19 protein-coding genes are annotated in these 22,825 nt (G+C 56.4%); 10 read left to right on the top strand and 9 right to left on the bottom strand.

Annotated features, from left to right (window positions below; genetic code table 11):
* The first annotated feature begins 80 nt into the window (after positions 1-80).
* Positions 81-293: a 50S ribosomal protein L31 gene (rpmE, locus tag V6944_RS17795; RefSeq protein ID WP_234507856.1), complete on the top strand. Its 213-nt coding sequence runs from the start codon at positions 81-83 to the stop codon at positions 291-293.
* A gap of 307 nt (positions 294-600) precedes the next feature.
* Here the strand turns inward: rpmE and metJ are convergent, their stop codons facing one another.
* Positions 601-918 (bottom strand): met regulon transcriptional regulator MetJ, encoded by a 318-nt coding sequence (gene metJ, locus V6944_RS17790; RefSeq protein WP_012907792.1) that lies wholly within the window; start codon positions 916-918, stop codon positions 601-603.
* Positions 919-1,178: 260 nt separating this feature from the next.
* Between metJ and metB the strand changes: the two genes are divergently transcribed.
* Positions 1,179-2,339 (top strand): cystathionine gamma-synthase, encoded by a 1,161-nt coding sequence (metB, locus tag V6944_RS17785; RefSeq protein ID WP_333499923.1) that lies wholly within the window; start codon positions 1,179-1,181, stop codon positions 2,337-2,339.
* Positions 2,340-2,341: 2 nt separating this feature from the next.
* Complete coding sequence (locus V6944_RS17780; RefSeq protein WP_220439083.1) at positions 2,342-4,774, top strand: bifunctional aspartate kinase/homoserine dehydrogenase II; 2,433 nt, start codon at positions 2,342-2,344, stop codon at positions 4,772-4,774.
* On the opposite strand, the gene V6944_RS17775 is transcribed toward V6944_RS17780, so the two are convergent.
* Positions 4,775-5,155, bottom strand: coding sequence for a carboxymuconolactone decarboxylase family protein (locus V6944_RS17775; RefSeq protein ID WP_333499922.1), 381 nt, complete (start codon positions 5,153-5,155; stop codon positions 4,775-4,777). It lies immediately after the preceding gene.
* Positions 5,156-5,243: 88 nt separating this feature from the next.
* On the opposite strand from V6944_RS17775, the gene V6944_RS17770 reads away from it, so the two are divergent.
* A complete protein-coding gene (locus V6944_RS17770; RefSeq protein WP_333499921.1) occupies positions 5,244-6,152 on the top strand; it encodes a LysR family transcriptional regulator in 909 nt (302 codons plus the stop codon).
* Here V6944_RS17770 and malI read toward each other — a convergent pair.
* The 3 genes from malI to V6944_RS17755 form a co-directional block, all read right to left on the bottom strand.
* A complete protein-coding gene (malI, locus tag V6944_RS17765) occupies positions 6,125-7,141 on the bottom strand; it encodes a Mal regulon transcriptional regulator MalI (protein ID WP_333499920.1) in 1,017 nt (338 codons plus the stop codon). The two genes, V6944_RS17770 and malI, sit on opposite strands and share 28 nt — an antisense overlap.
* 90 nt (positions 7,142-7,231) lie before the next feature.
* Positions 7,232-8,731, bottom strand: coding sequence for a PTS transporter subunit EIIC (locus V6944_RS17760; RefSeq protein WP_185668802.1), 1,500 nt, complete (start codon positions 8,729-8,731; stop codon positions 7,232-7,234).
* A gap of 209 nt (positions 8,732-8,940) precedes the next feature.
* Positions 8,941-10,059: a cytoplasmic protein gene (locus V6944_RS17755; RefSeq protein ID WP_333499978.1), complete on the bottom strand. Its 1,119-nt coding sequence runs from the start codon at positions 10,057-10,059 to the stop codon at positions 8,941-8,943.
* Positions 10,060-10,192: 133 nt separating this feature from the next.
* Between V6944_RS17755 and V6944_RS17750 the strand changes: the two genes are divergently transcribed.
* From V6944_RS17750 to katG, 3 genes are all read left to right on the top strand, one after another.
* Positions 10,193-11,749 carry a bifunctional metallophosphatase/5'-nucleotidase gene (locus tag V6944_RS17750; RefSeq protein ID WP_333499919.1) on the top strand — a complete coding sequence of 519 codons (1,557 nt, stop codon included), beginning with the start codon at positions 10,193-10,195 and terminating at the stop codon, positions 11,747-11,749.
* Positions 11,750-11,943: 194 nt separating this feature from the next.
* Positions 11,944-12,831 (top strand): methylenetetrahydrofolate reductase, encoded by an 888-nt coding sequence (gene metF, locus V6944_RS17745; protein WP_185668801.1) that lies wholly within the window; start codon positions 11,944-11,946, stop codon positions 12,829-12,831.
* Positions 12,832-13,165: 334 nt separating this feature from the next.
* On the top strand, positions 13,166-15,340 hold the full coding sequence (gene katG, locus V6944_RS17740) for a catalase/peroxidase HPI (RefSeq protein WP_333499918.1): 2,175 nt from the start codon (positions 13,166-13,168) through the stop codon (positions 15,338-15,340).
* A gap of 141 nt (positions 15,341-15,481) precedes the next feature.
* Here katG and gldA read toward each other — a convergent pair whose 3' ends face one another.
* Genes gldA through ptsP form a run of 3 tightly spaced genes read right to left on the bottom strand, consistent with a single transcriptional unit; the run spans position 15,482 to position 19,770 of the window.
* On the bottom strand, positions 15,482-16,585 hold the full coding sequence (gene gldA / locus V6944_RS17735) for a bifunctional L-1,2-propanediol dehydrogenase/glycerol dehydrogenase (protein WP_333499917.1): 1,104 nt from the start codon (positions 16,583-16,585) through the stop codon (positions 15,482-15,484).
* 9 nt (positions 16,586-16,594) lie between these two features.
* Complete coding sequence (gene fsa, locus V6944_RS17730; protein ID WP_333499916.1) at positions 16,595-17,257, bottom strand: fructose-6-phosphate aldolase; 663 nt, start codon at positions 17,255-17,257, stop codon at positions 16,595-16,597.
* Positions 17,258-17,268: 11 nt separating this feature from the next.
* Positions 17,269-19,770 (bottom strand): phosphoenolpyruvate--protein phosphotransferase, encoded by a 2,502-nt coding sequence (gene ptsP, locus V6944_RS17725; RefSeq protein WP_333499915.1) that lies wholly within the window; start codon positions 19,768-19,770, stop codon positions 17,269-17,271.
* Positions 19,771-20,082: 312 nt separating this feature from the next.
* On the opposite strand from ptsP, the gene V6944_RS17720 reads away from it, so the two are divergent.
* The 3 genes from V6944_RS17720 (at position 20,083) to V6944_RS17710 (ending at position 21,950) form a co-directional block, all read left to right on the top strand.
* Complete coding sequence (locus V6944_RS17720; protein WP_333499914.1) at positions 20,083-21,162, top strand: PTS fructose transporter subunit EIIC; 1,080 nt, start codon at positions 20,083-20,085, stop codon at positions 21,160-21,162.
* Between the two features lie 18 nt (positions 21,163-21,180).
* Entirely contained in the window at positions 21,181-21,501 is a 321-nt protein-coding gene (locus V6944_RS17715; RefSeq protein WP_333499913.1) for a PTS fructose-like transporter subunit IIB, read from the top strand.
* Between the two features lie 92 nt (positions 21,502-21,593).
* Positions 21,594-21,950 (top strand): PTS fructose-like transporter subunit IIB, encoded by a 357-nt coding sequence (locus V6944_RS17710; RefSeq protein ID WP_442910752.1) that lies wholly within the window; start codon positions 21,594-21,596, stop codon positions 21,948-21,950.
* On the opposite strand, the gene V6944_RS17705 is transcribed toward V6944_RS17710, so the two are convergent.
* Positions 21,937-22,776: a helix-turn-helix transcriptional regulator gene (locus tag V6944_RS17705; RefSeq protein WP_333499912.1), complete on the bottom strand. Its 840-nt coding sequence runs from the start codon at positions 22,774-22,776 to the stop codon at positions 21,937-21,939. The genes V6944_RS17710 and V6944_RS17705 overlap by 14 nt on opposite strands.
* Positions 22,777-22,825 lie beyond the last annotated feature (49 nt).

Genomic DNA, 22,825 nt, shown 5'->3' with positions numbered 1-22,825 from the left:
ACTGACCTATACTATTAACATCGCGTGGTGTCTGGCGTTAGGGCTGGAAGAGCGACGCGGCCTTAACCGAGGTTTTCCCCATGAAAAAAGATATTCACCCGAAATACGAAGAAATTACTGCATCTTGCTCTTGCGGTAACATCATGAAAATCCGCTCTACCGTAGGTCACGATCTGAACCTGGACGTGTGCGGTAAATGCCACCCGTTCTATACTGGCAAGCAGCGTGATGTTGCTACCGGTGGCCGTGTTGACCGCTTCAACAAGCGCTTCAGCATCCCAGGCAGCAAGTAAGTTGCCTAACGAAAAAAGCGCCTCAGGGCGCTTTTTTTGTCTCTGAATTTCGGCAGTCGCCATTTTTTTGTGATGTGCGTCACGAAAATATTGCACCGCACTGCGGATAAGCTTATTATTTGCCCATCAAACGACCACAAAATAACTATGGGTAAAGGTGTGACTATGCTGACCGCAATCAAAAACGTTTTTGTTTCTTACCTGATCTCTATGTCTGAACTGCATCCTGAAGTAACACGCTTCTAAGACGCTGAAAAAATTCGAAAAAAAAGCAGAAATTACTTTCTGCTTTTTTTATGCCTGCCAATCAGTATTCCCACGTCTCCGGGTCAATCCCCAGCTCACGCATAATTTCTTTTGCCGCTTCCGGAATTTCATCGCTGCGCTCTTTACGCAGGTCTTCATCGTTAGGTAACGGTTGACCGGTAAATGCATGCAGGAACGCTTCACACAGCAGTTCGCTGTTGGTAGCGTGACGCAGGTTGTTCACCTGACGACGCGTGCGTTCATCGGTGAGGATCTTCAACACCTTCAGAGGAATGGAAACCGTAATTTTTTTTACTTGCTCACTCTTCTTACCGTGCTCAGCGTATGGGCTGATATATTCGCCGCTCCATTCAGCCATGAGATACCTTTAATCCTCTAGTCATAAGTTAACAGGCCGGGTTACGGCCGTGATCGCGCGTAGTTTACCGTAGAGAGGCCTGATGTGACACGAGCTTAGGCTTCGCAGATGTGCGCTAATGCGTATAATTTTAACGGCTATTTGCCAATAGCTCAATCTATACGCAAAGAAGTTTAGAAGTCTAGATGTATTGACGGCTATGGCAACAATGTTTACTCTGGGGTCTGACTTTTCACAGACCTTGCCAGGAACGAATCCTCATGACCCGTAAACAGGCCACCATCGCAGTGCGTAGCGGATTAAATGACGACGAGCAGTATGGTTGTGTTGTCCCGCCCATTCATCTTTCCAGTACCTATAACTTTACCGGTTTTAACGAGCCGCGTGCGCATGACTACTCTCGTCGCGGTAACCCGACGCGTGATGTGGTTCAGCGGGCGCTGGCCGAGCTGGAAGGGGGCGCAGGCGCGGTTCTGACCAACACGGGCATGTCGGCGATTCACCTGGTCACCACCGTATTCCTCAAGCCTGGCGACCTGCTGGTGGCGCCACACGACTGCTACGGCGGCAGCTACCGTCTGTTCGATAGTCTCGCAAAACGTGGCTGCTATCGCGTGCTGTTTGTCGATCAGGGCAATGATGAAGCGTTAAAAGCGGCGCTGGCTGAAAAACCGAAGCTGGTGCTGGTGGAAAGCCCAAGCAACCCGCTGCTGCGCGTGGTGGATATCGCCAAAATTTGCCAACTGGCACGTGAGGCCGGTGCGGTTAGCGTGGTCGATAACACCTTCCTGAGCCCGGCGCTGCAAAATCCGCTGGCGCTGGGCGCGGATCTGGTCCTGCACTCCTGCACCAAATACCTGAACGGTCACTCTGACGTGGTGGCGGGCGTGGTGATTGCAAAAGATCCTGAAACGGTCACGGAACTGGCATGGTGGGCGAATAATATCGGCGTCACCGGCGGCGCGTTCGACAGCTATCTGCTGCTGCGCGGTCTGCGCACGCTGGTACCCCGTATGGACGTGGCGCAGCGTAACGCCCAGGCGATTGTCGATTTCCTGAAAACCCAGCCGCTGGTGAAAAAGCTGTATCATCCTTCTCTGCCGGATAATCAGGGGCATGAAATTGCCGCTCGCCAGCAGAAAGGGTTTGGTGCGATGCTGAGCTTTGAACTGAACGGTGATGAACAGACGCTGCGTCGCTTCCTGAGCGGGCTGTCACTCTTCACGCTGGCGGAATCGCTGGGTGGGGTTGAAAGCCTGATTTCTCACGCGGCGACCATGACCCACGCGGGCATGGCCCCGGAAGCGCGCGCGGCCGCAGGTATTTCTGAGACGCTGCTGCGTATCTCAACCGGTATTGAAGATAGCCAGGACTTAATTGCCGATCTGGAAAATGGATTCCGGGTCGCAGCCGAGGGGTAAACATGAGTGTGATTGCGCAGGCAGGGGCGAATGAGCGTCAGCTGCATAAATTTGGTGGAAGTAGTCTGGCGGATGTGAAGTGTTACCTGCGCGTTGCCGGCATTATGACTGAGTACTCTCAGCCCGGCGATATGATGGTCGTTTCCGCCGCAGGGAGCACCACCAACCAGCTGATTAGCTGGCTGAAGCTCAGCCAGACCGATCGCCTTTCTGCGCATCAGGTTCAGCAGACGCTGCGCCGCTATCAGTCTGAGCTGATTAGCGGCCTGCTGCCTGCCGAAATTGCCGACGGCATGATCGCTGATTTTATTCATGACCTGGAGCGTCTGGCTGAGCTTTTAGATAACGGCGTAAGCGACGCGGTATATGCAGAAGTGGTCGGTCACGGTGAAGTGTGGTCGGCGCGTCTGATGGCGGAAGTCCTTAAGCTGCAAGGCCTGGACGCCGCATGGCTGGATGCGCGTGCGTTCTTACGCGCCGAGCGCTCCGCGCAGCCGCAGGTAGACGAAGGCCTCTCTTATCCGCTGCTGCAACAGCTTCTGGCACAGCATCCGGGTAAACGTCTGGTGGTGACCGGCTTTATCAGCCGCAACAACGCGGGTGAAACCGTGCTGCTGGGGCGTAACGGCTCGGACTACTCCGCGACGCAAATCGGCGCGCTGGCGGGCGTTTCCCGCGTCACCATCTGGAGCGACGTGGCCGGGGTCTACAGCGCCGACCCGCGTAAAGTCAAAGATGCCTGCCTGCTGCCGCTGCTGCGTCTGGACGAAGCCAGCGAGCTGGCGCGTCTTGCCGCCCCGGTGCTGCACGCCCGTACGCTGCAGCCAGTTTCCGGCAGCGATATCGACCTGCAATTACGCTGTAGCTATTCGCCGGATCAGGGCTCGACGCGCATTGAGCGCGTGCTCGCTTCCGGCACCGGCGCGCGTATCGTCACCAGCCATGATGATGTCTGTCTGATTGAGTTCCGCGTTCCGGCAAGCCAGGACTTTAAGCTGGCGCATAAAGAAATCGACCAATTGCTTAAGCGCGCACAAATTCGCCCACTGGCGGTAGGCGTGCACGCTGACCATAAGCTGCTGCAGTTCTGCTACACCTCGGAAGTGGCCGACAGCGCGTTGAAAATTCTCGATGAAGCGGGCCTGCCGGGCGAGCTTCGCCTGCGTCAGGGTCTGGCGCTGGTGGCGATGGTGGGTGCGGGCGTCACCCGTAACCCGCTGCACTGCCACCGTTTCTGGCAGCAGTTGAAAGGCCAGCCGGTGGAGTTTACCTGGCAGTCGGAAGAGGGCATCAGCCTGGTCGCCGTGCTACGTGCGGGGCCAACTGAAAGCCTGATTCAGGGCCTGCACCAGTCGCTGTTCCGCGCGGAAAAGCGTATCGGCCTGATGCTGTTCGGTAAAGGCAACATCGGTTCCCGCTGGCTGGAGCTGTTTGCCCGTGAGCAGAGCACGCTCTCTGCCCGCACCGGCTTTGAGTTTGTGCTGGCCGGGGTGGTGGATAGTCGCCGCAGCCTGCTGAACTATGAAGGGCTGGATGCCAGCCGCGCGTTGGCCTTCTTCGACGATGAAGCCATCGAGCAGGATGAGGAGTCGCTGTTCCTGTGGATGCGCGCCCACCCGTACGACGATCTCGTGGTGCTGGATGTGACCGCCAGCCCGCAGCTGGCCGATCAGTACCTTGATTTTGCCAGCCACGGTTTCCACGTGATCAGCGCCAACAAACTGGCCGGGGCCAGCAGCAGCGATAAATATCGCCAGATCCACGACGCGTTCGATAAAACCGGCCGCCACTGGCTGTATAACGCGACCGTTGGCGCGGGTCTGCCGGTGAACCACACCGTGCGAGATCTGATCGATAGCGGCGACAGCATTCTGGCCATTAGCGGTATCTTCTCCGGCACGCTCTCCTGGCTGTTCCTGCAGTTCGACGGCAGCGTGCCGTTTACCGAGCTGGTGGATCAGGCCTGGCAGCAGGGGCTGACCGAGCCCGATCCGCGTGTAGACCTCTCGGGTAAAGACGTGATGCGTAAGCTAGTGATTCTGGCGCGCGAAGCGGGCTACGACATCGAGCCGGATCAGGTACGCGTAGAGTCTCTGGTTCCTGCGCACTGTGAAGAGGGCTCAATCGACCACTTCTTTGAAAATGGCGATGAGCTGAACGAGCAGATGCTCCAGCGCCTGGAAGCGGCGCAGGAGATGGGGCTGGTGCTGCGTTACGTGGCGCGGTTTGATGCGAACGGCAAAGCCCGCGTTGGGGTGGAAGCCGTGCGTCAGGAACACCCGCTGGCGTCGCTGTTGCCGTGCGATAACGTCTTTGCGATTGAAAGCCGCTGGTACCGCGATAACCCACTGGTGATTCGCGGGCCGGGCGCTGGGCGCGACGTGACGGCTGGGGCAATTCAGTCGGATATCAACCGCCTGGCGCAGTTGCTGTAATTAGCGCTTGCTGTTCGCCGCAAACACCTCTTTTGCGGCGAACAGGCCGTTTAGCGCCGCTGGAAATCCCGCATAAACCGCCATCTGCATCATCACTTCAATAATCTCCTCCTGCGTTAAGCCAACGTGCAGCGCAGCGGCGATGTGTACCTTAAGCTGCGGTGCGGCGTTACCCATCGCGGTGAGCGCGGCGACGGTGGCAATTTCCCGGCTGCGCAAATCCAGCCCCGGGCGTGCATAAATATCGCCAAATGGGAATTCAAGCAGGTAGCGGGCGAAGTCCGGGGCGATATCCTTCAGGCTATCGACAACGGCATCCCCTCCTTTTCCATCAACCTGTTGCAGCATTTTCTGACCGGTAATATAGCGTTCTGAATCCATGATAAACCCCTCGTGAGTTAGCGTATGACGAGAAGATAGAGCGCGTGGATCCATTTGGATAATACCGTTTTCGTGATACCTTTTCGGTATGACTACGTCGCCCTTACATGCTCTGGATATCCGCCTGCTGCGCTACTTTGCCGTGGTGGCGGAAGAGAACAATATGCGCCGCGCGGCTGACCGACTGTATATGTCGCAGCCGCCGCTAAGTCGCCACATTCGCCAGCTTGAAGAACGGCTGGGGGTGACCCTTTTTGTCCGGCATAGCAAAGGGCTGACGTTAACGGCTGAGGGGCTGCGAGTGCTGGAGATTATTCGCCCGCTGCTAGCGCAGCAGGCTAAGACCTATGCCGCCTTGAGCCAGCTTGCTCAGGCTGAAGCACCGTCGCTGCGTGTGGGGCTAACCACTGCGTTTGAACAGGGGGTTTTTGCTTCACTGGAAGCCGTGCTGGCGGCGCAGGTGGAGACGCTGCACGTGGTGCGCCATGGTTCACCGGAGCTGGTGCGTCAGGTGCGTTGGGGGAAACTGGATGCCGCGCTGGTCGCACTACCGCTGGAGGCCTCGGAGCTCAGCGTGACGTGGCTCAATCGGCAGGAGCCGCTGATTGCCGCGCTGCCCGCGCAATGGCCGGAGTCGGAACAAGAACGGCTGACGTTGAGCACGCTCAACGGCAAACCGTTATTCTGGTTTAAACGCGAACGTAATCCGGCGTTCTTCGACTTTACCCGCGATATTTTCCGCCGTGCGGGCTATGCCCCCGCCTGCCTGGAAGAACCTCTGGAACACGATGTGCTGCTGGCGCGTATTGCTCGCGGCGAAGGGCTGAGCCTGTTTCCCGCCTCTTTTTCCGCCATTCAGCGTCAGGGCGTGGTGTTCAGGCCGATTGATGAAACGACGCTCTGCGTGCAGTGTGGTCTGGTGACGTTACCGGAAAACGCGGCGCGTTTTGCCTGGCTGCGGGAGGTGGTTCAGGCCGATTCGCGCGTTACCAACTGACCGGAAAGCGTAATTGACTGATTCTCTAACGCAGGCTCTTTGAGCTTGCGGATCATCAGCGTTGCCGCCTGCCGTCCGCTCTCTTCGCTGGCGGAAGAGACATAGGTAAAGGCCGGTGAGGTGAGGTTGATGTGCAGCATGTCCTCAAAGCCAATCAGCGCGACCTGCTGCGTCAGGAAGACATCTTTACCTACCGTACGTCCCACCTTATGAATCCCATCAATACAGCCGATCAGGGCATCCGGTGAATGACACAGCAGCGCGGTAATGGCGTTGTTATTTTCCAGCAGTTGGCGCGTGGCCACGCTCGCGGCATAGGTATCGTTGCCGCAGGCAGGGCTGAACTCTTCGCGATAACCGATCCCAAGGCGGGTGAGGGTACTGCGAAAGCCCATCAGACGCTGCTGGCGGATGAGATCGTTTTCCAGGCCGCCAAGATAGGCAATATAGCGATGACCGCGCTCCAGCAGATAGCGTGTCGCCAGACTGGCCGCCTGCTGGTTATCGCGCAGCACTCGGTTGCACTCGTCTTTAATCGGTGATTGTGAAACGACGACCAGCGGCAGCGGGCACTGACGAATTTGCGCGGGCAGGTTATCACTGCGGACATCGGATGCCAGATAAATCACACCGGCAACGCCTTGCTGTTTAAACGACAGCAGGCAGCGCTCGAGATGCTCGTGTTCGTTCAGCGGCTGGCCGAGAAAGACCATGTAGCCCTGCGCTTCCAGCTCCTGCACGATGCTTGCCATCACTTTGATGGAAAAGCTATCGCTGAAGTCGCGTAGGATCAGACCAATCAGGTTGGAGGTATTCGAACGGAGGTTGGCGGCGGCGACGTTGTGAACGTAGCCCAGCTCATGAATGGCGGCCTGCACTTTTTCGATGGTGGCATCGGAAATTTTGCCTTTCTGGCGAAGCACCAGGGACACGGTGGAGACGGAAACGCCCGCCCGTTTTGCCACATCTATTATGCTGACCTTCTTCAAAAATCACTCCCTGAGCCGTCGAGCCAATCCACACAAAATAAGGAGGTCCCCATCAGAAACGGGAACCTCCAACCGATCATAATCTTATGATTATTTGCCAATCATCGTCGACATGGTTTCCGCGATAAATTGCGCTCGCGCGCCAAATATCACCTGAATGCCGTGATCGCCGACGAAAACGACGCCGCGAGCACCGATATTATTCAGCCCATCTTTGTCCACCGGCCCTTTATCCGCCACTTCAAGACGCAGGCGGGTAATGCAGGAGCCTACGGACGCGATGTTATGCTCACCGCCCAGCAGGTCGATAATCTCCGTTGCCAGGTCTTCATCGGTTTTGTCGTTGGCGCTGACCGTGGTTTCCGTGCGGCCCGGTGTTTTAACATCGAAACGGCGGATGACGAAACGGAAGGTGAAGTAGTAAATCAGCCCCATCGGAATACCGACGATAATCGCATTCAGGAAGTTGGTCTGGTAGCCGTTAAACGACGGCAGGATCCCGAAGGAGATGTAGTCGATAAGCCCGGCCGAGAACGACTTGGCGATATGCGCATGCAGCAGGTACATCACCATGTAGGAGAGACCGGCCATGATGGCGTTGAAGACGTAGAGAATCGGCGCCACAAAGATAAAGGTGAACTCAACCGGTTCGGTGATCCCGGTCAGGAAGCAGGTCAGCGCGGCGGAGAACAGAATACCGGCGGCGATCTTTTTATTCTTGGTATGTGCTTCGTGGTACATCGCCAGACAGGCGGCAGGCAGCGCGAACAGCATCAGCGGGAACTCGCCCTGCATGAATTTACCGGCGTTCTGGTAGGTATCGCTGCTGAAGGATTTTACCCCTTCTTCCAGCATTTTGAACCAGATTGTCTGGTCGCCGTGGATCACCTGACCGGCGTGGGTGGTGTAGTCGCCGAAGGAGTACCAGAAAGACGGATACCAGATGTGGTGCAGGCCGAGTGGAATCAGCGCACGTTCAACCAGCCCGAAGATAAAGGTCGAGGCCGCCTGGTTATCACCGTTGATCACCACCGACAGCGCGTCGATGCCCGCCTGAATATGCTGCCAGATGTACGGCAGGATCAAGCCGAGGGCGAACGACAGCAGCGCGGTGGCAATCGCCACGAAGCGTTTGCCGGAGAAGAAGCCGAGGAACTCAGGCAGCTGCATTTTGTGGAAGCGGTTAAAGCACCACGCCGCCAGGATGCCGCAAATCAGGCCGCCAAAGACGCCCATCTGCAGGGTAGGAATACCTACCACCATGGCGTATTTCCCGCCTTGCGCCGCCATTTCCGGCGTAATGCCAAGCACGGTACTGATGGTGATGTTGGTGACAAACACGGAGACGGCGGCAGATAGCGCCGCGATGCCGGATTCGGAGGCCAGGCCGACGGCAGAGCCGATGGCAAACAGCATTGGCAGGTTGTCGAAGATAATCCCACCGGCGTTCATCATCAGCGGCAGATGGAATTTATCCCCGAACGCCAGCAGCAAGCCCGCTGCGGGCAGAAGCGAGATCGGCAGCATCAGCGCGCGGCCAATCATCGACAGTTTGGAAAGCGATTTAACAACACTTTGAATCAGACTCATACTGATTTCCCCCGATAGACGCCTCTTCGTGCGTGCTTTTAGTAACCCTGTTTATATTAGGTATAACGTTATAGTAGAACGTTCTACTTATCGTGAAACAAGTCATTAACGTCTGCAATGGAATTTTTGTTCAGAACTACGACGTATGAGAAATATGAGATGCAGATCGCAATTTATAGCGGTATAAAATCGGCGTTTTTATTGCCTGGCTACACAAACCGGGCATTGTATTGCTCTGCCAATGCCTGCATCCGGTGGGTAAGGTGCGCGGCGGAATAGCGGGGGGCTTGCTGAAATTCAACCTGCTGCGACAGCCAATGAAAAAAGAGACGACTGGCCGTGAGGTCTATCTCGCCGCCTTTTTCCTGATGGGTATCGGTAAGGAGGCAGACCATTTTCTGATTCTGGCCCTGCTGCCAGAGCTGCCACTGATTTTGCCACCACCCATGCCAGGTTTTCCCCATTAGCCGCCAGGCATCCGTACTATTTTCATCGACGATATTATCTTCAACAAACCAGAGCGAAGCCCGGCGGTGTCGAAATTGCTCTGACCAGGCGGTAATCACCGCGCCGCGTAGAAAACACTCATGCGCAACAACATGGATGCTGACGTCAGGAAAACGGATTTTTAGCACGCGAAAATGGGCGTGCGCCGTAATGACGGGCCGAAGAAAAGCACCTCTGGCGTTGCGCTTCAGGTCGGCTGGGCCGTATTGGATCTCGTCAAATTGGCTGCGCTGGAGAAACTGTCTCTCTTTGAGGGCAACACGCTGAATAATATTGTGATGATCGGAGGCGATGGGGTAGATGCCTTTCCAGCGGTAGTGCAAGGAATCTCCGGGCTTATCAGGTGAAAAATTGCTGGATAAATGAATGATATTGCCGCGAATAGCGTCGAAACTGAAAAGAAAATAAAGCTTCTGCGCCGTGAGTGCGCCCTGGAAATCGACGATAAACGGTACGCTGCAAATGGCTTCCGGGGGCGTAGTCGGCGTGATCCGTTGCCGTTTTGGCGTCCATACCTTTCTACAATGCTGACACTGCAACCGCTGGTTGCCGCCGGGGTTGTGCCCATAGCGAATTATCCCGGTTCGAAAACAAGCGGGGCAAAAATGGCCGTGTTCCTGAGCATGGCGTGAGAGGTATGTCGTTGCCCAGTGCTGAAACTCCTCTTTGTTGAAGAGTGGCGGATAGCTTCCACAGGCCTGGCAATGCAGGGCCGGGTAGCCAAGTCGGTAATCCGGCCATTGGTAGTCTGGCGACGTGGCTAAGCCTAAATTACGGCATCCATACGTTTTGCAGGTGTTAATCGTAAAGAGTGAATCCATCATGTGACCAACGATTTCAGTGGGTCGTTAATTTTCCGCTACGACTATCGCCTGTCGCTGTGATTCTACTCACATAAAAAAACCTTTCAGAACGTAACGTAGCGATTCCTTATATGACTGAAAGGGATTGATTATGAAGCTAAAAACTATTGCTGCCGGTATTCTGTTGACGTTGCCGTTCTGGGCGTGCGCGAAGGATGTCACCATTATCTATACCAACGATCTTCATGCGCACGTAGAGCCCTATAAGGTGCCGTGGATAGCGGATGGAAAACGTGATATCGGTGGTTGGGCAAATATCACTACGCTGGTGAAGCAGGAGAAAGCAAAAAATAAAGCCACGTGGTTTTTTGATGCGGGGGATTACTTTACCGGGCCGTATATCAGTAGCCTGACGAAGGGTAAGGCGATTATCGATATCATGAACACCATGCCGTTTGATGCGGTGACGATGGGAAATCATGAGTTCGACCACGGCTGGGACAACACGCTATTGCAGCTGAGTCAGGCGCATTTTCCGATTGTGCAGGGCAATATTTTCTATCAAAACAGCAGCAAGATGTTCTGGGATAAACCGTACACCATCATTGAAAAGGACGGGGTAAAAATCGGTGTTATCGGGCTGCATGGCGTGTTTGCTTTTGATGATACGGTTTCAGCGGCGACCCGAGTGGGTATAGAAGCACGCGATGAGGTGAAATGGCTACAGCGCTATATTGATGAGCTAAAGGGCAAAGTGGATCTGACGGTGGCGCTGATTCATGAGGGTACGCCTGCGCGCCAGTCCAGCCAGGGGAATACCGATGTGCGCCGAGCGCTGGATAAAGATATTCAGACCGCAAGTCAGGTGAAAGGGCTGGATATTTTAATTACCGGCCATGCGCACGTCGGCACGCCGGAGCCGATTAAGGTTGGCAAAACGCTGATCTTATCCACCGATAGCGGCGGTATTGACGTCGGCAAACTGGTGCTGGACTACAAAGAGAAACCGCATGACTTCTCAGTAAAACACTTTGAGCTGAAAACTATTTTTGCCGATGAATGGCAGCCGGATCCGGAGACTAAGCGGGTCATCGATGGCTGGAATAAAAAACTCGATAAAGTGGTGCAACAGACGGTAACACAGGCACCCGTTGAACTGACTCGCGCTTACGGCGAATCGTCCTCGCTGGGCAATCTGGCGGCCGACGCATTGCTGGCGGCTGCTGGTAAAGATACCCAGCTTGCACTGACTAACTCAGGGGGGATCCGTAATGAAATACCTGCGGGGGCGGTCACGATGGGCGGCATCATCAGCACCTTCCCGTTCCCTAACGAACTGGTCACCATGGAGTTGACTGGAAAGCAACTGCGTCTTTTGATGGAGCATGGCGCAGGGTTGAGCAACGGCGTATTGCAGGTGTCTAAAGGGCTGGAGATGCAGTATGACAGCAGCAAGCCTGTAGGACAGCGGGTTAAGGTATTTAGCCTGAGCGGTAAACCGATAGAAGATACTGCGGTTTATCACGTCGCCACCAATAGTTTCCTTGCCGATGGTGGTGATGGATTTACGGCCTTTACCGAAGGCAGTGCGCGCAATACATCGGGCGGCTACTATGTCTCCAATGCGGTCGTCGATTACTTTAAAACGGGCGGTGCGCTAACCGATGAAATGTTGAACGGTATGCGTGTGAGAGATGTGAAGCAATAAGCCTGTTTGCTGCGGTGTTCGCTTCGCCGCAGCAGCAGATGCGCTTTTTTCATTGCCCTTGCAAATTACTCACTTTTTACGCGGATTTTTCTATTGACGGGCGTCCGTTTTTGCGGCATTTTTACATCCAGACGTCTAAACGGATAGATGTTCACAACACAACAATAATGACACGTGATTGATAGAGGTAAGGTATGAGCTTTTTTCACGCCAACCAGCGGGAAGCGCTGAATCAGAGTCTGGCCGAGGTTCAAGGGCAGATTAACGTTTCTTTCGAGTTTTTCCCGCCGCGCACCAGTGAAATGGAGCAAACCCTGTGGAACTCTATCGATCGCCTAAGCAGCCTGAAGCCGAAATTCGTCTCGGTTACCTACGGGGCGAACTCCGGTGAGCGCGACCGCACGCACAGCATTATTAAAGGCATTAAAGACCGCACCGGTCTGGAAGCCGTGCCGCACCTGACCTGCATTGATGCCACGCGCGACGAGCTGCGCGCCATCGCCCAGGACTACTGGAACAACGGCATCCGTCATATCGTCGCCCTGCGTGGTGACCTGCCACCGGGCAGCGGTAAACCGGAAATGTATGCCTCCGACCTGGTCACTTTGCTGAAAGACGTGGCGGATTTTGATATCTCCGTAGCGGCCTACCCGGAAGTGCATCCGGAAGCGAAAAGCGCTCAGGCGGATCTGCTTAACCTGAGACGTAAAGTGGAAGCCGGGGCAAACCGCGCCATCACTCAGTTCTTCTTCGACGTCGAAAGCTATCTGCGCTTCCGTGACCGCTGCGTGTCGGCGGGTATTGATGTAGAAATTATTCCGGGCATCCTGCCGGTCTCGAACTTCAAACAGGCGAAGAAATTTGCCGACATGACCAACGTGCGCATTCCTGCCTGGATGTCGACGATGTTCGACGGCCTGGACGATGATGCCGAAACCCGCAAGCTGGTGGGCGCCAACATCGCGATGGACATGGTTAAAATCCTGAGCCGTGAAGGGGTGAAAGATTTCCACTTCTACACGCTGAACCGTGCGGAAATGAGCTACGCCATTTGCCACACGCTGGGTGTGCGCCCGGCGTAATATTTTGCCGGATGGCGCTGCGCTTATCCGGCTTACGTTTCTGGCACTTTGTAGGCCCGGTAAGCGAAGCGCCACCGGGCAATGCCTCGCGTTCAAATTCCCCGCTTAGACATAAGAAACTCCTTATATTTTGAGGGGTTTCTTGTCATTTCTCCCGATCGATCACAGTCAACTTCCCCTAAATTGTGTAAGGATAGGCTCGACCTGCGCAGAAATTCCTCTCTGACAAGGGAAAAATAAGAGGAATTAACTATCAAATCCGTGGGTCATTTCAGCTATAACTTATCAGCAGGGGTGTATATCTTAACGATAAATACTGTAAGGGAGCATAGTGATGAGCACGCCAGACGATATCCAGAACGCAGGTAAATGTCCTTTCCACCACGGTGGTGGTCACGATTTAAGCGCCGGCGCTGGCACCAGTAGCAAGGACTGGTGGCCGAAGCAGCTTCGCGTTGATCTACTTAATCAGCATTCCAATCGATCTAACCCGCTGGGTGAAGATTTCGATTATCGCAAAGAATTCAGCAAATTAGATTACTCCGCACTGAAGGGTGATATTCGTGCGCTGTTAACGGATTCGCAATCCTGGTGGCCAGCAGACTGGGGTAGCTATGTGGGGCTGTTTATCCGCATGGCGTGGCACGGTGCGGGTACTTACCGTTCTACCGACGGTCGCGGTGGCGCAGGGCGCGGCCAACAGCGTTTTGCACCGCTCAACTCCTGGCCGGATAACGTGAGCCTGGATAAGGCGCGTCGTCTGCTGTGGCCAATCAAACAGAAATATGGGCAGAAAATCTCCTGGGCCGATCTGTATATCCTTGCGGGTAACGTGGCGCTGGAAAACTCTGGCTTCCGTACTTTTGGTTTTGGTGCCGGACGCGAAGACGTGTGGGAACCGGATCAGGACGTAAACTGGGGTGATGAAAAAGCCTGGCTGGCGCACCGTGATCCGGAAGAGCTGGCGAAACGCCCGCTTGCGGCGACCGAAATGGGCCTTATCTACGTGAACCCAGAAGGGCCAAACGCCAGCGGTGAACCGCTGTCTGCGGCAGCGGCGATTCGCGCCACCTTCGGTAACATGGGGATGGACGACGAAGAGACCGTGGCGCTGATTGCCGGTGGTCACACGCTGGGTAAAACCCACGGCGCGGCTTCGGCTACGCACGTCGGTCCGGATCCGGAAGCGGCACCAATTGAATCTCAGGGTCTGGGCTGGGCAAACAGCTACGGCAGCGGCGTAGGTAAAGATGCCATCACCTCCGGTCTGGAAGTGGTCTGGACACAGACGCCTACCCAGTGGAGCAACTACTTCTTCGAGAACCTGTTCAAATACGAATGGGTGCAGACCCGCAGCCCGGCTGGCGCTATTCAGTTTGAAGCGGTCGATGCGCCGGACATCATTCCGGATCCGTTCGACCCGTCGAAAAAACGTAAGCCAACCATGCTGGTGACCGACCTGACGCTGCGCTTCGATCCGGACTTCGATAAAATTTCTCGCCGCTTCCTGAACGACCCGCAGGCCTTTAACGAAGCCTTTGCCCGCGCGTGGTTCAAACTGACTCACCGTGATATGGGGCCAAAAGCGCGTTACATCGGGCCAGAAGTGCCACGTGAAGATCTGATTTGGCAGGATCCGCTGCCGCATGCGTTCTTCAACCCGACCGCCGAAGATCTCGAAAGCCTGAAGGCTGAGATTGCGGCATCCGGCCTCTCCGTCGGTGAGCTGGTGTCGGTCGCCTGGGCTTCCGCTTCAACCTTCCGCGGCGGTGATAAGCGCGGCGGGGCTAACGGTGCGCGTCTGGCGCTTGCGCCGCAGCGTGATTGGGAAGTGAACGCCACGGCGGCTCGCGTACTGCCGGTGCTTGAAGGCATCTATAAGTCAGCGCACAAAGCTTCTCTGGCCGACATTATCGTGCTGGCCGGTGTGGTGGGCGTTGAGCAGGCGGCGAAAGCGGCTGGCGTTGACGTTAAAGTGCCGTTCACGCCGGGCCGCGTAGATGCGCGTCAGGATCAGACGGACATCGAGATGTTTGAGCTGCTCAAACCGCTTGCCGATGGTTTCCGTAACTATCGTGCGGCACCGGGCGAAGCAACCACGGAATCTCTGCTGATCGACAAAGCACAGCTGTTGACTCTGACCGCGCCGGAGCTGACCGTACTGGTTGGCGGCATGCGCGTACTGGGTGCAAACTTCGACGGCAGCAATCACGGCGTCTTTACCGACAACGTGGGCGCGCTCAGCACTGACTTCTTCGTCAACCTGCTGGATATGCGCACCGAGTGGAAAGCAACCGACGAAACGTCTGAGCTGTTTGAAGGCCGTGACCGTGCGAGCGGTGAGGTGAAATACACCGCCACGCGCGCTGACCTGGTCTTTGGCTCTAACGCCGTACTGCGTGCACTGGCGGAGGTTTATGCCTCCAGCGATGCGAAAGAGAAGTTTGTGAAAGACTTCGTGGCGGCATGGGTGAAAGTGATGAACCTGGACCGTTTCGACCTGCTGTAAGGTGGGCGTGAAGGGATAAAAAAATCCCCGCGAAAGCGGGGATTTTTGTTTGTGGGTTTAAGGTAGCCCGGACGAGGCGCGTTAGCGGCGACTCCGGGGAGATCCCGGCGTCACTTCGTTCGGCCGGGCTACCTTATCTCATTACTCCCACTCGTGCAGAAAACGCTGCCCGTACTGGTCAGCCACCAACAGCGCCGCGTAAACGCGGTCAGGATCCGCGCCGCCCGGCATGTTGTGGATGGTCTCGCCTTCCGCACAGGCCGCTTCCGCTACCAGGCGCATTTTCGCCGGAATATCCTCTTTGATACTCAGCTGTGCCAGGGTGATTGGCAGACCAACGCTATGGCAAAGCGCTGCCACGGTTTCAATTTCTTCCACCGGCGCGTTTTCCAACACCAGTTGGGTGAGGGTACCAAATGCGACTTTCTCACCGTGGTAGTAGTGGTGTGCGTCCGCAATCGCCGTCATGCCGTTGTGAATCGCGTGCGCTGCCGCCAGGCCCCCGCTCTCAAAGCCGACGCCGCTCAGGTAGGTGTTAGCTTCAATGACGCGCTCCAACGCTGGCGTCACCACGTGCTGCTCGGCGGCCAGCATGGCTTTTTCGCCTTCTTCAATCAACGTGTTGTAGCAAAGCTCAGCGACCGCCAGCGCGGCCTGGGTGCATTTCCCGCCCGCCATGGTGGTGGCGCCGCTGCGCGAGCAGGCGCGGGCTTCAAACCAGGTTGCCAGCGCATCGCCAATCCCGGCAGCCAGCAGGCGCGCAGGCGCACCGGCGACGATTTTGGTATCGACGATAACCATGTTCGGGTTGTGCGGCAGCATCAGGTAACGGTCGAATTCACCGTCATCGGTGTACAGCACGGAGAGCGCGCTGCACGGGGCATCGGTAGACGCGATGGTGGGAACAATCGCCACCGGCAGATTCATAAAGTGGGCCAGCGCTTTGGCGGTATCCAGCGTCTTCCCACCACCGATACCTAAAATAGCGCTGCATTTGGCGCTGTTCGCCACGTCCTGCAGACGGTTAACTTCGTTCTGTGAACATTCGCCACCGAACGGCGCGATTTCAACGGACAGGCCCGCGCCGGTCAGGCTTTTGCGCAGAGACTCTTCGGCAAATCCCAGCACGAATTTATCGCCCACGACCAGCCAGCTATTGGCCATTGGCTTCAGATAATCACCAAGACGAGTGATGACGTCGGCACCCTGAATATACTTACCTGGTGATTGAATAATGCGATCCATACATTTCTCCTACAGGTTCAGATTCCCAAATGCGTTTTTCCAGTCTTGCTCAAACTTCTCAATAGCTGACTCTACAGCGGGTGTGCCGAGCATTTGTTGCGCTACATCTAAAGGAAGGGTGATGGCTTCACATCCTGCCAATAAACAGTCCAGCGCCTGACGTGGGGTTTTAAAGCTGGCGGCCAGCACTTTGCTTTCCGGCGCGTGCAGCTCCAGCAGCGATTGCAGCTCCTGCACCATGCGGATACCGTCACCGCCCTGGGCGTCGACGCGGTTGACATACGGCGCCACGTATTTTGCCCCCGCCAGTGCGGCAAGCAGCCCCTGAGAGGCACTGTAGACAGCGGTGCCAAGCGTTGGAATACCCTCTTGTTTCAGAAGCTTAATCGCCACCAGACCTTCGTCGGTGACCGGGACTTTCACGACTATCCCCGGCACGGCATCATTCAGCTTACGCGCTTCGGCCACCATGCCTTCGGCGGTACGGCTCATGGTCTGGGCAAACAGCGTGCCGTTTTCGCCCACCGCTTTTTTCAGGCGCGGCAGCACGTCCCAGATGGATTCGCGGCTGGCGGCCACGATGCTTGGGTTAGTGGTCACGCCGACAATCGGAAAAATACGGGCCAGACGTTCCACTTCCTGCACGTTGGCGGTATCCAGATACAGTTCCATGCTATTTCCTCTTAAAGTTCCAGTTCGTGTTGCAGCAGGCTGGCGATAGCGTCGGCAGAAGCGGCGTTAACCAGAGCGCTACGGAATTCTTCATGCATAATGCGGCGGGCCAGGCGCGAGAAGATGCGCATATGCTGGTCTCCGGCGGCATGTTTGTTCAGCGTCAGCATAATGATGAACTGTGCCTCGTCATCGCCCCAGGCTACCGGCGCGGGCAGGCGTGCGACGCTGATGGTCGACTGCTCAATATGTTCTGATTTGCTGTGCGGAATGGCAAAACTGAAGCCCAACCCGGTGGAGAAGACCGCTTCTCGCGCCCACAGGTCGGCTTCCAGCTTGCGCGGGTAGCGGCAGCGCCCAGCGAGCAGCAGGTTGTCGGTCATCCCTTTGATGACCTCTTCTTTGCTGCGCCAGTCGTTATCGAGCGAAATGCAGCGCGGGGTAATCAGCGGCGCATCCTGCTGGCTCATACGGAACTGGGCGAGCAGATGCTCCACTTCCAGCGAGGTGCGGCAGGCCATCGCCTGGTTGAGCAACTGGCGGCAGGCGCGGCTGTCGAGCTGCGCCAGACGCGCTTTGGTCGCCGGAATCGACGGGGCGCTCATGCTGATTTCATCCATTCCCAGCCCAACCAGCAGCGGCAGTACCGAGCCTTTAGCGCCCAGCTCGCCGCACAGACCAATCCATTTCCCCTGACGGTGCACCGCCTGCACGGCGAAGTCGAGGGCACGCAGGAAGGCCGGATTCAGGCTGTTGTAGTGGCGAGTCACTTTGGCGTTATCGCGGTCGACCGCCAGCAGGTACTGGGTCAGGTCGTTGCTGCCGATGCTGAAGAAGTCTATCTCTTCGCAGCACTGGTCGATGATGAACATCACCGACGGCACTTCCAGCATGATGCCCAGCGGAATGCGCTCATCGAACGGCACGTGTTCGCTGCGCAGCTGCTGTTTGGCTTCGGCCACCTTCTCTTTGACCCACAAAATCTCTTCCATGGAGGAGATCATCGGAATCATGATTTTCAGGCTGCCGTGGGCGGAAGCACGCAGGATGGCGCGCAATTGGGTGGTGAACAGCGCGGAATACTCTTCATAAATACGCACCGCGCGGTAGCCGAGGAACGGGTTGTTTTCCGCCGGAATATTGAGGTAATCCACCGGCTTATCGCCGCCGATATCCATGGTGCGGATAATAATGCTACGTCCTTCGGCAGACTCCAGCGCCTGACAGAAAATGTTATACAGCTCGCTCTCGCTCGGCTCGCTGGCCCTGTCCATATAGAGCATTTCGGTGCGGAACAGGCCGACGGCTTCCGCGCCATTGCCGAAGGCGGCCTGCGCTTCAACGGAGTGGGCAATGTTGGCGGCAACCTCAAGGCGAATGCCGTCGGCGGTGCGCGCCTCTTTATGCAGCCACACGCTTTGCTGTTCGTGAATGGCGGCCTGCACGCGGGCTTCCTGCTGGTAGTAGCGGGTGATAGCCTCGGTTGGGGCGACAATGACCGCACCCGCGTTACCGTCGAGGTAAACCGGCTGGTTCTGCCACGGCGTCAGCGCATCAATCTCCATGCCCACAAGGGTCGGAATATTAAAGGAGCGGGCGAGGATCACCGTATGCGAAGTGGTACCGCCGCTTTGCAGCAGCAGGCCTTTGAGCAGGGTTTTGTCCAGTTCGAGGAACTGGCTTGGGGTCAATTCTTCCGCCACGCAGATGGACGGCTGGGTCAGCTGGCCCGGTGCTGGGAAGCGGTCTTCACCATAAATATGCTGCAGCAGCTGGAAGCCGACGTCGCGTACGTCCAGCGCGCGCTCTTGTAAATAGCTGCTGCTGGAGCGGGCAAATTCGGCGCAGAAGTGGTTGGCGCTTTCAACGACGGCCTGCGCGCAGCTCAAGCCGTTATTCACCCCGGCCAGTAAATGCTGGCGCAGTGAGGTATCAGTCGCCAGCGAACGGTGTGCTTCGAGGATAGCGCTGGCGGTGCTGTCGCTGTCCAGCAGGCGCAGCTCCAGCGTTCTGACCAGTCGCGTCAAGCCACTATCCAGCGCCGACTGTTCCTGTTCCGCATTTTTCGCGGGCGGAAGTTCACCGAGGTTATTGAGATCCAGCGCGGCCAGACGTGTGAGCACGCCGCCCGCGCTGCCGTTACAGACCGGCAGTGCGCGGAACAGCGTTGGGTTGAGGCGGGTCAGGGATTCTGGCAGCGCTTCCTGCTCTACGTTGGCAACCTGCGCCAGCGGCGCGTCGCACAGCGGAAACTCCTCTTTCATCCAGGCAGAGAGACGTTGATGCGCGCTCTGCTCATCCGCACCGTTCAACAGCAGGCGGCAGCTATCGCCCGACAGCGTGTCGGTGCCGATAATTGCCAGCGCGCTTTTAGCGTTGCCTTTGCGATCCGTACGCAGGTTATGCCATTCAATATCGCAGCTAAACGTGTTGCACAGCGTCTCAACGTGGCTGGCGGGGCGAGCATGCACGCCGTTCGGTAATTCGCAGACAAATTCAACAACCAACGCCATAACCTTATCTCCCAAATCATTCGATATGGGTAACAGAATAGGGGGCTTGTGAAGGGCCGTGCTATCTGACATTTATGTCAAAAACTGGATAAATGTATGGTCTACTGGAAAATGCGAGCAACCTCACAGGTTCCACGTCATGCGTATTAAGGCGGTTCTTATGCCAACTTTTGAGGTCGCTCGCATTTTTCTTTTGATATTACAAAAATCCAGTAAATGCACTTTTTATCCACTGTCTGTCTCTCCGCCAATTGCCTATTGTTTGCCACAACACCCTAATAGACATGGGCCAAAGAAGCCCAGGAGCGACTGATGAAAGAATTGGTGCAAATACTCAAAAACACCCGTCAGCATTTGATGACTGGCGTGTCGCACATGATCCCGTTTGTGGTTGCGGGCGGTATTTTACTGGCCGTCTCCGTCATGCTGTACGGCAAAGGGGCCGTACCTGATGCTGCAACCGACCCTAGCCTGAAAAAACTTTTTGATATCGGCGTCGCGGGCCTGACGCTGATGGTGCCGTTCCTGGCGGCTTACATCGGTTACTCCATTGCTGAACGTTCGGCGCTAGCGCCCTGCGCCATCGGCGCGTGGGTCGGTAACAGCTTTGGCGCGGGTTTCTTCGGCGCGCTGATTGCCGGGATTATCGGCGGCATCGTGGTCCACTACCTGAAGAAGATCCCGGTGCACAAAGTGCTGCGCTCGGTGATGCCTATCTTCGTGATTCCTATCGTCGGCACCTTTATTACCGCAGGCATCATGATGTGGGGGCTGGGTGAGCCGGTGGGTCTGCTGACCTCCAGCCTGACGCAGTGGCTGCAAGGGATGCAGGCTGGCAGCATTGTGGTTCTGGCGGTGATTATGGGCCTGATGCTGGCATTCGATATGGGCGGCCCGGTCAACAAAGTGGCCTACGCCTTCATGCTGATCTGCGTCTCTCAGGGCGTCTATACCGTCGTCGCGATTGCTGCCGTGGGGATCTGCGTTCCGCCGCTGGGCCTGGGCCTGGCAACGCTGATTAATCGTAAGAACTTCAGTAACGAAGAGCGTGAAGCGGGTAAAGCTGCGCTGGTCATGGGCTGCGTTGGCGTCACCGAAGGGGCGATTCCGTTCGCCGCTGCCGACCCACTGCGCGTGATCCCTTCCATTATGCTGGGCTCTGTCTGTGGCACGGTGACCGCCGCGCTGATGGGAGCGCAGTGCTACGCCGGGTGGGGCGGTCTGATTGTCCTGCCGGTGGTTGAAGGCAAACTGGGCTACCTGCTGGCGATTGTGGTCGGTGCGGTGGTGACGGCGGTGAGCGTCAACGTCCTGAAGAGCCTGGCGCGTAAGAACAAGAAAGCGGTTGTCGAAAAAGAAGACGACCTGGATTTAGATTTCGAAATTAACTAATTGAGAAGGTAGAAGATTATGACCAGTATTATTGCGGTAACGGCTTGTCCTTCCGGCGTGGCACACACCTACATGGCAGCGGAAGCGCTGGAGAGTGCAGCGAAATCAAAAGGCTGGAACGTGAAGGTGGAAACGCAGGGGTCTATTGGTCAGGAAAATGAGCTGACGGAGAGCGATGTGGCGGCAGCGGATATGGTGATTCTGACCAAAGACATCGGCATCAAGGCGGAAGAGCGTTTTGCCGGGAAAACCATTGTGCGGGTTAATATTAGCGATGCGGTTAAACGCGCCGACGCTATTATGAATAAGATCGAGGCACACTTAGCGCAGAGCGCCTAAGTTTTATCCCGATACAATAGACACTTAGCTACTGGCGGGCGCGAAAGGATTTTTTGCGCCCGCCAGCGTTTGTTTTCTGCAAGGAGGAGACGATGACGGTAATGAGCGGAAGAATGCTGGTAGCGGTAACAGCCTGCGTCAGCGGGGTGGCCCACACGTACATGGCAGCGGAACGTCTGGAAAAACTCTGTCAGCAGGAAAAATGGACCATAAAGATAGAAACGCAGGGGGCACTCGGCATTGAAAATGCGCTGACGGAAGACGACATCCGCCGGGCTGATGCGGTGCTGCTGATTACCGATATTGAGCTCAACGGCGCAGACCGTTTTATCCAGAGCCGCTACGTGCAGTCTGGGATCAGCGCCTTTTTACGTGAACCGCAAAAGGTAATGAGCGCTGTGCGTAAGCTGCTCTCCGCGCCCCGGCACACGCACATTATTCTGTCGTAGTCAGCTGGCTATGGTACTGACGGCGGTACTCTGACGGCGACCGGTCAGTATTCTTGCGGAACAGACGGCAGAAGTAGTTGCTGTCGACAAACCCACAGGCGTGGGCAATCTCTTTGACTTTCAGGTCATAGCCCTTCAACAGCCGTCTGGCGTGCTCCAGTCGGGTATGGTTAAGGTATTCGTTAAATCCCATTACTCCGCTTTTCTGGAACAGATGTGACAGATAATTGGGGGAGATGTAGAACGCCTGCGCCACTGATTCGCGGGTCAGCGGCTCAGCGAAGTGGCTATCGATATGTTCGCGAATGGCGTCGAACAGCGCCTGGCTACGCGAGGCGGTCTGGATCTGGCTGCTGAGCAGGTCGGCACAGTGGCTGATCAGGCTAGTGGCAATCAGCCGGGCGGTTTGCTGCTCCTGCGGCTGCATCTGAATTTCACTCATGGTTTGTAGCAGGAAAGAGCCGACGCGCGGGCCTCGGCGGGCGACGTGCTGCTTAGTCATGTTCTTCAACTGATGCCCATCCCACTGCTGCACGCTAAACCCCAGCTGTTGCTTGCCAAACAGGATGCTCAGCGTGGTGACCGGACTCTGCCACTGCGGGAAATTCCAGCCGCCAGCGGGAACGTAGAGCGCATCCAGCGCCTGCATAGACTCACCCAGCGCAGCATCGGTGAGCTGCCCTTCAAGCAGGATCTCCAGCCGGGGGAAGTCAACCTGAAACGCCATCTCCGGCACCGGCGCGTGATTCCCGGCAAACCAGATTTTTTGCAGCGGCGTGGCGCCTGAGGCGATGTGGGAAAGCAGCGGGTTGATATCGAAAAGCATGGGGCTCCCTGTCGTGGTGAACAACGCAGAAACCTTAACCGAGGGGATA

The sequence above is a fragment of the Kluyvera sp. CHPC 1.2972 genome (assembly GCF_036759925.1).
Lineage (GTDB): Bacteria > Pseudomonadota > Gammaproteobacteria > Enterobacterales > Enterobacteriaceae > Kluyvera.
This window is presented reverse-complemented; position numbering and strand designations above follow the sequence as displayed.